Origin of the sequence: Paenibacillus chibensis (genome assembly GCF_004001045.1) — a bacterium.
Classification (GTDB): domain Bacteria; phylum Bacillota; class Bacilli; order Paenibacillales; family Paenibacillaceae; genus Paenibacillus_AQ; species Paenibacillus_AQ chibensis.
Map to the genome: position 1 here is coordinate 1 of NZ_BIMK01000059.1, position 9,153 is coordinate 9,153.

The window sequence follows — 9,153 nt, forward strand, 5'->3', positions numbered from 1 at the left end:
GATGATTGTATATGTAACATTTTTTTTCGCAATTTTATCAGTAGATGATTTAATAAAGAGCATCAATATAATTACTATTAGGGAAATTATTCCAACAAGCATCATATCAGCTTTAGATGATGGGGACAAAGTGCTAAGCATGAATACAATAACAGAAACAAGTATAGCAATTATTGCTAAGTAATTCGCTGCAAATGGTGAATTAACTAGCTGGCTCTGATAATAAATTTTAATATTCGACAGTTGCTCCTCCCCTAATTCATCTTTAATAAGCAATACATGGTTTCTGGCGAAACTAATATCATCAGGAGTCTTAGTTTTTTTTGATCTTAAATACTCTTCAATATTTTGTACTTGTTTATAGTCCATAATGGCCTCCAGTTTTATATATTTTATCGGACATTACCTAAGAGATATTGATAGTTCTGTGGGGGTGGTGATGGTGTAACATGGCAAGAGAACGTAGCCCCGAGCGGGACGAAGCAAAGCGAGTGTGGGTGGAGAGCGGCGGGACGATGAAGCTAAAAGACATCGCAGCCGCTCTTTCTATTGCGGATAACAAGGTTCGCAAATGGAAGGCGCTGGACAACTGGGACGCGGATCTCAAAGGGAGCGCTCCACTTGAAGAGAAAGGGAGCGCTCCACGTCGCGGCGCTCCAAAAGGGAACAGAAATGCGACAGGTAATAGGGGAGGTGCGAAGTCCGGTAACCGGAATGCCGTCGGAAACCGGGGCGGCGCCGGCGGTCCACCTGGCAACAAAAAGGCGGTCACCACCGGCGAATATGAAACGATTTGGATGGACGCCCTTGAAGAGGATGAGCAGGAACTGGTTGACCAGGTCGATACAGATCCGATCCAGCAGGCAGATGAGGCCATCAAGCTATTGACCATACGGGAGCGTCGTATGCTGCAGCGTATTGGAAAGCTAATGAATGGTCTTACGGAGAAACAGCGGCGGGTGCTAAATGAGCTCAAGGCGATCAAAGATGTCATGACAATCCACGATGAAAAGACAGGTCTTACCAAGACCATACCCGTTACTCGTACCGAGATGGTTGAGTCTCAGATCGAGGAGACGGAGTACAGGGCAATTGACGATATTGTGAAGCTTGAAGAAGCGTTGACGCGTGTCCAAGACAAGAAGCTGAAGGCGATCGAGTTAATGAATAAACTTATCGCGGTCGATGAAGAAAAGCAAGTTCGGACGGCCCTGTTACAGATCGAACTGCAGAAGCAACAAGGGGCGAGCGGAGCAACTGCGAGCTGGACGGATGCGATCCTCCAGGTTGCCGAGCGCCGCAAGCTGAAGGTGATGGGCGATGAGTAGTAAACCATATTCTGTAGTGTCTTCGCTGTCTGCGCTCATTGATTTATATTGGGACGATCCGGTTGCCTTTGCTGAAGACATGCTTGGCTTCGATCCGGATGATTGGCAGCGGGCGGCGATGGCCGACGTAGCCGGGCACCCCCGTGTTTCCATTCGATCGGGCCAAGGTGTAGGTAAAACGGGTCTTGAGGCATCATTGGTCATCTGGTTTCTTTGCTGCCGGCCTAATCCCCGTATTGTTTGTACGGCTCCAACACGGCAGCAGCTGCACGACGTTCTATGGGCGGAGGTCGCCAAATGGTTAGAGCGTTCGATGGTTAAAAACCTGCTGAAATGGACTAAAACCAAAGTTTATATGATCGGTCATGAAAAGCGATGGTTTGCGACGGCGCGCACAGCGACCAAGCCGGAAAACATGCAGGGCTTTCACGAAGATCATATGCTGTTTATCGTAGACGAAGCATCCGGCGTCAAGGATGACATCATGGAAGCTATAATCGGTACCCTTTCCGGCGAGGACAATAAACTCCTGATGTGCGGAAACCCCACCCGGACCAGTGGAGTCTTCTATGACTCCCACCACAAGGACCGTGGTGATTACCGTACCCACCGGGTATCGAGCAGGGACAGCAGCAGGACTAATAAGAAGAACATCGAAATGATGGAGCGGAAATACGGCCGTGACAGCGACGTCGTCCGCGTCCGGGTAGATGGTGAATTCCCCCGGGCGGAGCCGGATACTTTTATTCCCTTGGAGTTGGCAGAAGCGGCAACGGCGAGGGAAGTATACATCCGGATCCTGGATGAGGACACGGGCGAATGGAGCCAGCCAGTCCCGGATACAGCCGAACTCGAAATCGGCGTCGACGTCGCCCGATTCGGGGATGACGAGACCGTCATTGTTCCGCGCATTGGTTTTCTCGTGCCGTTTATACGAACCTATACGAAGCAGGACACAATGGTTACAGCTGGATGGGCTATCAATGTAGCGAAGGAACTCATGCGAACCTATGGCCGCCCGCGCTGCACAATCAAGATTGACGATGACGGCGTTGGCGGGGGCGTAACTGACCGAATCCGGGAGGTTGTCCGTGAAGAGGGGTTGTACATCGACGTTGTTGATTGCCACAACGGTGGGAAAGCAGATGACGCTGAGCATTATGATAACTGGGGTACCGAAGCCTGGGCGTACGTGCGTGAACTGTTGCAGGTCGGTGACATTCAAATCCCTAATGATGAGGATCTGATCGGTCAGCTTTCTACCCGGAAATACACGGTAACAAGCAAAGGGCGCATCATTCTGGAATCGAAAAAAGAAATGAAAAAGCGGGGCCTCCGATCTCCTGACCGGGCGGACGCGCTTGTTTTGGCATTCGCCAAGACTGGAACAATTATGAATCCGGCCGCCGCCGGACTGTTGAGAGGAGGGAAAGTTTATGGCTAAGTTTTGGGGGAAGATCAGCGGCGAGATGTCCAGGCTCCGCGGCGGTATCGTGAATCTGTTTAACGGTCTCGGCTGGAGTTTAACCGGCGGAACGATCGGCGGGACATATAAGTTAGACTCGACCCGTGTCGATTACACCTTCGCCAGGCAGCTATACGAGAACACGGCAGAAGACTACAAGCTTGGTGCTGGTTTTGCCAAAAAGATCGTCAACGCGACGGTCGGCTTTATGGGGCTGCCGGAGATCAAGTCCGCGGACGAGGATGCCCAGGAGCGGCTGCAGGAATTTGCAAAGCAGAACCGCAGCCGCATGCAAAGGACACATCTGAATGCGATCAGAGAAGCGGACTGCTTCGTATGGCTTACAAGAGAGGATAACACCAACTCTCTGTACCCGGAAGAGCGAAAAAGGATCGTATACAATATCATCCCACCTGAGCAGGTGAAGGGAATAAATCGAGATCCGCTTACGGGAGAACCGATCGAATATATCCTGGAATCAACCAACGAATGGACGGACGAGACAGGTGTGAAGCGGCGGGCGATCATTAAGCAGCGGATCAGTGCCGATCGTCGGAAGATTGTTATCGAAGGCGACAAACCGCCTGAGTTGGAGGCCGGAGAGATCACAAATCCCTGGGGATTCATACCGATTGTCCATTTCCGCAACGAAGCCGACGAAACCATGGCATTTGGGAAATCCGATCTTGAATCCGTCGAGCCGTTTTTTAAGGTCTATCACGACGTATTCCTACACGCTATCCAAGGATCGAAGATGCACAGTACGCCCCGGCTGAAGCTCAAGCTCAAGGACGTGGATGCTTTTCTCCGGAATAATTTTGGAATAAGCAATGCGGCTGAGTTCGCAAAGAAAGGCGGTAGCATCAATCTAAATGGCCATGAGAAGTTGATTCTCGCTGCTGAGGATGATGCTTCGTTCATAGAAGCGAAGTCGGCCACTGGCGATGCTACAGCACTTCTTGAATTCGTCTTTTATTGCATCTTGAGCGCATCGGAAACTCGGCGTAAACACGCCATCCTCACTGGCCAGCACGCAGGAGCAGAAGCCGGTCTTCATTCCGAAGATTGAGCGGAAACGTAAAGGATTTTCGGATAGCTGGCAGTTGATGTGTCGGAGGGTATTAGCAATGATCTCTCAGCCCGAGAATGTGAAAATATATGTAATAACTCGGATATAGTTCAACAAAATTATTTTTCATCGTTCATATTGAGTTCATAATGAGGGGCTATCTTATACGTATACAACAAAAGACACCGATGCTCACCTGTTGAAGCATCTGCGATCGTTGCTTGTTGTACAAAATAGAGTATAGGAGTTGGATACAATGAATCATATATCTGTTGAACAAAAACGCATTGCCATTATTGGAGCGGGTCCGGGAGGACTGACACTCGCCGCGATTTTGCAGCGCAGCGGCTTTCAGCCAGTAATTTATGAACGGGAACCTTATAATATGAATAGCGACCGTGGGGGTTCGCTTGATATTCATGAGGAATCCGGACAGAAAGCCCTTCAAGCGGCGGGACTTCTTAATAAATTTAAGGCAGCTGCCCGATATCAAGATCAAAACTTGCGGGTCATCGATAAAAATGGGAAAGTGCATATCGATGAGGTGGACGATGAAAACAATTGGGACCGGCCGGAAATCGATCGGGGCGAGCTTTGCGACCTTTTGCTTAGCGCTATAGATACCAATTGCATTCGTTACGGATATAAGCTGGAGCGGTCGGTTTTGCTCGAGAACGGTACAACAGAACTTCATTTTGAAAATGGAAGCACGGATACCGTTGACCTGCTTGTCGAAGCGGATGGCGCCTTTTCTCAAGTGCGTTCCTTGATTTCGGACACGAATGTTGAATATACCGGTGTTACCATGGTGGAGCTGAATATTCTCCATGCGGCCGAGCGTTATCCGGAGCTCGCTGCGTACAACGGCAACGGAAAAATGTTCGCCATGGGCGATCAACATGCCATCATCGCACAGCTGAACGGCGACGGCCGGATCAAAGTATATGTCAGCTTAAAGGTGGAGCGGGACTGGATCGAGCAAAGCGGCATTCCGTTTGACCAACCGAACCTTGCGAAACAACGCCTGTTGGAGCTGTTCGAGGATTGGAACGAGATGCCCAAACAATATATCCGCTGCGCGGAAGACCGCTTAATACCTAGAAGGGTGTACATGCTCCCCATCGGTTACCGATGGAAACGCCAATCCGGCGTTACTCTGATTGGAGATGCCGCTCACCTTATGTCTCCCTTTGCAGGCGAAGGTGTCAATTTGGCCATGCTTGATGCAAGCGAATTGGCGGCTGCCATCATTCGAAATGAAACCATACATCAAGCCATCCAGGAATACGAAGAGAATATGTATGCTTACGCAGCGGAGAAAGCGGGCCTAACGGATGAGAGTCTCCGCATGATGTTCTCGGACAACGCGGCTGAGAAGCTCGCTGATTGGATGAATCAATTCGCCGGAGCGGAGCATAGCGAAGCTTGATAGTATGATTTTATAAGCATATATCGGGTTTCGACGTGAGATGAAAAACTTGATTCCATGATCTGATTCCAACGAAGATATGAAACCGTGTCCTTACTCTTATATAATATAAACAACAGCTTATCTAAGGAGTGTTAGCGATGTCGCGAGTATTATTTATTAATGGAGGTTCCGAAGGACATATCAATCCGACGATTGGAGTAGTGCAAGAGCTCATATCGCGTGGTGAAGAAGTCGTTTATTTTTGTATTGAAGCTTATCGGGAGCGCATGGAGAAGACGGGAGCAACCGTTCGAACGTTTGACGATCAAAAATTCATCCGGGCTTTCATCTCAGGCGGGAGAACTTATTTGCTCGAGCGAGTCAACGGTCTTTTGCATACGGCGGATATCGTCATTCCAAGCGTTCTAGAACAGATCCGCGGAGAGCAGTTTGATTACATCATCCATGATTCCATGTTTGGTTGCGGACGATTGATCGCCCAATTGCTTAAGCTTCCCGCCATTAACTCTTGTTCTTCTTTTGCGCAGAGTGAAGAATCATTCGGTCATGAGATGCAGCATTTTTATGAAAACGTCCCGTCCGATATCGTAAAACCGATTCAGGATACATTTCTAACCCTAACGGCAGAGTTGATGGGCAAATACGATGTGAAGATCGATTCTCCCTATGAAGTATTCTGTAATCCTGCACCGCTTACCATTGTATATACAACACGAGAGTTTCAACCGGATGGAGGAGCATTCGACCCATCGTACAGATTTGTAGGCCCATCCATCTCTTCGCGATTAACCCAAGAAACCTTCGATCTCACGGAAATCAAGGAAAAACAACCGATTTACATTTCACTGGGCACGGTCTTAAATCAAGCGATAGATTTCTATAAGCTGTGTTTCGAGGCATTCGGAAATACAGAACATACGGTAGTCATGTCGATTGGGAATAAGGTCCAACGGTCGGACTTAGGGGAAATCCCTTCAAACTTCTTTGTAAAAAGCTATGTTCCGCAGACAGAGGTACTGAAATATACAAAATGTTTTATTACGCATGGCGGAATGAACAGTACCCATGAAGGTCTTTATTGCGGGGTTCCGCTCATCGTCATTCCACTAAGCGCGGATCAGCCGATCATCGCGAAGCAAGTAGCCAATATGGGTGCGGGTATTACATTGCAAAGGACAAGCTTGACTCCACAGCAACTACACGAAGCCGCAGAACAAGTGATAAGCCTCCGGATTTATAGGGAAGCTGCTGTGCATATTAGTGATTCCTTCCGGAATTCAGGCGGTTATCAGCGGGCAGTGGATGAGATTTTCGAATATAAAAGTCAGTTCCAGCTATAGAGAACAAAGCAGGAACCTATCACTATTCAAAAATGCTTAATCATAACATCTCCGGTTAAAAACAAAACGATGACTGACGATTACAAGATAATGGGAAGGCAGCCGCGGAAGCGGGCTGTCTTTCTGTTCTTTGGCCTGGATAAGGATAGAAATAGAATTGTGGAATTTCGCAAAGTTTTGGAAACGACCCTATGCAACAAACAACCATATTGTCACGTTAAAGTATTTAGAAGGAAAAAATGACGTGAGAAGGGTTGAATGAAGATGAAGAAATGGTTATGCCTTGTCGTATCTGCAGCCGTGGCCCTAAGCATTGGATCGACTGCTCTTGCAGATGCTGCCCCCACCTCTTTCATGGAACCAAGTGGTGATGTGGCGAAAATGTACAGAGTAAAGCATGAAATGAAATTCGATCTTCAAGGAAAACATGCAATACTTGACGGTAAGGCCATTACAGCGGACCGCCCCATACTCAAAGGAGGCCGCGTATATGTTCCTCTCCGCACTCTTCAGCAGTCTGGTGCCGCGGATAGCGTAACCTGGGATGCCGCAAAACGGCAGATCCATGTCTTGATCCATCCGGAGCTGCAGCCGCCGTTCACTAATCTGACCTTCCAGATCGGTTCGGGGGATGTATACCTACCGGATGGAAGCGCGTTAGGCGAGAAGATTCCGGCTCCTTTTCTTGCTTCGGGAAAGGCGTACGTGCCGGTTCGGGCGTTATCCTGGCTAGGTATGTCTGTATCAACCGTGAAGGACACGGTGACTTGGAACTGGAGCGATAAAGTCATCGAAGTATTGAAGTCCGAATGGGAAACCGATCAAGCGAGCGATACGTTTACCATGCTGTATCAGAAAGATATGTATATCCCGCAATTCATGTACTCATTAGGAAACGGCGCCTGGGGCGGCGAAACAGGCAAGGTTACGGACAAAGACATATCCATGGATGGACGGATGTATAACCGGATGCAGTTTACTGCGAAATTGCGTCCAGGGCCCAATCCGATCATGCTAACTGCCGTATCGGCTGGCAGCAAAGTCGTCACAGTGAAGAGAAAAGTAACCGACTCCGCCTCGATCCCGGTGACCCTATTGGAAGAAGGGACAGATAATATCTCTTTTACAAGTCCAAGCCAAGGATATATTCAAGCAAAACCCGGAGAAAAGATTGATATATCGGGGGGTATCCTGCAGCATAACGACCTGTTTGATAAATTGACCGTAAGCGTTGAACGTTATCAACCGTCAAGCAAGGATAGCTATCGGGTATATGAGGTAACGAAAAGCTTCGAACTCCCCATTAAGGATCGAAAATTCGCTGGCTCGTTTACATTAAGCGAAAAAGGAAGTTATCTGATTAGAGTCATAAGCCCTGCGTATATCCCCTTCCCCGAACATGGACCGTCGATGACACAATGGGCTGAATTCACGGTGGAAGTAGAGTAATACTGATTTAGCCAATGCAAAACTGCTATTGGGGTGACGTTACGCATACAAAGTCGCGATAATCGCGGCTTTTTTTATTAAGTAAAATTGAACTCCGAGTCGGTTGAATTGTAGAAACCATTAGTAAAACGAGATGTTCATGGGGGTCTTTACTGTTTAGTGGAGAAAAGAGTAGGGAAACGAGCTAAAGGATGGTAAAATAAGGGTGTTATATTTTCTAAATATGGATATAAGAGACATGATGTGAAATTTACAAATATAGCTCAGCGGGAAGTATAAGCGCTATTTTAGTATGGGAGTAATGTGAACATCCCGAAGTATATTCCAAACAAGTAAAGGAAGAGATCTATGAATAAAGGGCTAATTATTTTCTTGAACGGAACATCCAGTTCAGGAAAGACAAGTCTAACCAAGAAATTGCAAGAATTATGCGGCGAACCATATTTTCATCTATCGATAGATGTCTACGAAAATATGGCACCAGAAAAATATTTAGAAAACAACTATTGGGACACCCTTCGGAAGTGTGCTTCAGCGATGCACAACAGTATCAAAACGTTCAGTGATGCAGGGCTCAATGTGATTATAGATCATGTTATTCTAGACATTCCCGAAGAGAATGGATGGCTAGAGGAATGCGTGAAGATTCTGTTGGATTATCCAGTGGTTTTTGTTCGGGTCGATTGTCCTCTACATGAATTGGAACGTCGAGAAAAAGATAGAGGGGATAGAGATATAGGACAGGCGAAGTGGCAATTGGAAAGGATTCATGGACATGGAATATATGACTTAGAAGTCAATACTTTTGAAAACACAATGCAAGAATGTGCAGAACAAATTATGCAGTTTAAATTGCCAGCTAATCATTTAAATGCATTTAGAAGATTATATGAAAAAACGAAAGAAATGATTTAATAGTTTCCTCAAGGAAACATCGTGTAACAGCTTGATACGCCTCGGGCAATATTTGTGCAAACCTTTGAAAAAACTTCAAAGATATTTCAATGTTTAATTACTTTTTTCGGAGGAGAAGGACAACAATAACATGGATGAAGTATCAAATTTAGATA

8 protein-coding genes are annotated in these 9,153 nt (G+C 47.1%); 7 read left to right on the forward strand and 1 reads right to left on the reverse strand.

The window, feature by feature from the left end:
• The coding region (locus PCH05_RS26845) for a hypothetical protein (RefSeq protein WP_164766815.1) at nucleotides 1–369 on the reverse strand (369 nt) is incomplete at its 3' end.
• Nucleotides 370–449: 80 nt separating this feature from the next.
• Here PCH05_RS26845 and terS point away from each other — a divergent pair.
• From terS to PCH05_RS26880, 7 genes are all read left to right on the forward strand, one after another.
• Entirely contained in the window at nucleotides 450–1,328 is an 879-nt protein-coding gene (gene terS / locus PCH05_RS26850; RefSeq protein ID WP_127607766.1) for a phage terminase small subunit, read from the forward strand.
• Nucleotides 1,321–2,772, forward strand: coding sequence for a phage terminase large subunit (locus PCH05_RS26855; protein ID WP_127607768.1), 1,452 nt, complete (start codon nucleotides 1,321–1,323; stop codon nucleotides 2,770–2,772). The genes terS and PCH05_RS26855 overlap by 8 nt, the downstream gene beginning before the upstream one ends.
• Nucleotides 2,765–3,862 carry a phage portal protein gene (locus PCH05_RS26860; protein ID WP_246049970.1) on the forward strand — a complete coding sequence of 366 codons (1,098 nt, stop codon included), beginning with the start codon at nucleotides 2,765–2,767 and terminating at the stop codon, nucleotides 3,860–3,862. The genes PCH05_RS26855 and PCH05_RS26860 overlap by 8 nt, the downstream gene beginning before the upstream one ends.
• A gap of 256 nt (nucleotides 3,863–4,118) precedes the next feature.
• Complete coding sequence (locus PCH05_RS26865; protein ID WP_127607770.1) at nucleotides 4,119–5,291, forward strand: FAD-dependent oxidoreductase; 1,173 nt, start codon at nucleotides 4,119–4,121, stop codon at nucleotides 5,289–5,291.
• Nucleotides 5,292–5,431: 140 nt separating this feature from the next.
• Complete coding sequence (locus PCH05_RS26870; protein ID WP_127607772.1) at nucleotides 5,432–6,634, forward strand: macrolide family glycosyltransferase; 1,203 nt, start codon at nucleotides 5,432–5,434, stop codon at nucleotides 6,632–6,634.
• Nucleotides 6,635–6,898: 264 nt separating this feature from the next.
• On the forward strand, nucleotides 6,899–8,083 hold the full coding sequence (locus tag PCH05_RS26875) for a stalk domain-containing protein (RefSeq protein ID WP_164766816.1): 1,185 nt from the start codon (nucleotides 6,899–6,901) through the stop codon (nucleotides 8,081–8,083).
• Between the two features lie 348 nt (nucleotides 8,084–8,431).
• Nucleotides 8,432–8,998 carry a chloramphenicol phosphotransferase CPT family protein gene (locus PCH05_RS26880; RefSeq protein ID WP_127607777.1) on the forward strand — a complete coding sequence of 189 codons (567 nt, stop codon included), beginning with the start codon at nucleotides 8,432–8,434 and terminating at the stop codon, nucleotides 8,996–8,998.
• Nucleotides 8,999–9,153: the final 155 nt, after the last annotated feature.

Bases quoted from the DNA above. Each gene is read 5' to 3' on its own strand.
- PCH05_RS26880 (WP_127607777.1), top strand. From the start codon at position 8,432: ATGAATAAAGGGCTAATTATTTTCTTGAACGGAACATCCAGTTCAGGA.
- terS (WP_127607766.1), top strand. From the start codon at position 450: ATGGCAAGAGAACGTAGCCCCGAGCGGGACGAAGCAAAGCGAGTGTGG.
- PCH05_RS26855 (WP_127607768.1), top strand. From the start codon at position 1,321: ATGAGTAGTAAACCATATTCTGTAGTGTCTTCGCTGTCTGCGCTCATT.
- PCH05_RS26865 (WP_127607770.1), top strand. From the start codon at position 4,119: ATGAATCATATATCTGTTGAACAAAAACGCATTGCCATTATTGGAGCG.
- PCH05_RS26875 (WP_164766816.1), top strand. From the start codon at position 6,899: ATGAAGAAATGGTTATGCCTTGTCGTATCTGCAGCCGTGGCCCTAAGC.
- PCH05_RS26870 (WP_127607772.1), top strand. From the start codon at position 5,432: ATGTCGCGAGTATTATTTATTAATGGAGGTTCCGAAGGACATATCAAT.
- PCH05_RS26860 (WP_246049970.1), top strand. From the start codon at position 2,765: ATGGCTAAGTTTTGGGGGAAGATCAGCGGCGAGATGTCCAGGCTCCGC.